The organism is Brevibacterium sp. SIMBA_078, assembly GCF_046534565.1.
Classification (GTDB): domain Bacteria; phylum Actinomycetota; class Actinomycetes; order Actinomycetales; family Brevibacteriaceae; genus Brevibacterium.
The window spans coordinates 1-399 of record NZ_JAWRYQ010000039.1 but is presented as its reverse complement, the minus strand read 5'-3'; the positions used below and the strand labels follow the sequence as shown (position 1 = coordinate 399).

At 48.9% G+C, this 399-nt stretch carries 1 pseudogene; it reads left to right on the top strand.

Annotation, left to right across the window (positions count from 1 at the left end):
• Positions 1-199 precede the first annotated feature (199 nt).
• A pseudogene (locus tag SB749_RS18765) lies at positions 200-399 on the top strand (hypothetical protein); the annotation flags it as partial.

Genomic DNA, 399 nt, shown 5'->3' with positions numbered 1-399 from the left:
GCATGTCCGCTTCGAGCCCATACTTCCAAATGCTGCGCTGAGTTCGAAGGTCAGCTTACATTTGGCTGCGTGTTGACCAGCCAAACAGCTTCCTCTAAAAATACCTTCAACCGAGGAGTGCTCTGCCAGTGATCAAATAATTCCCAACTCATTCAGAAGCCGAATGGCTTTTAGGGAAATTATTTATCAGGAGCATCTCATGCATCCCATAATTTATGACGTTGCCGTTTCGCTGGACGGTTTTATCTCCGGCGTGTCTGGAGACATATCGAAATTCGCGCCTGAAGGGCCTGTGGTAGACGACTACTTAAAGCGCCTTGAGACCTACAAAACGGCAATCATGGGCCGAAACACCTACGAGTTCGGGTACGGTTTTGGCCTTAAACCCGGTCAAAACCC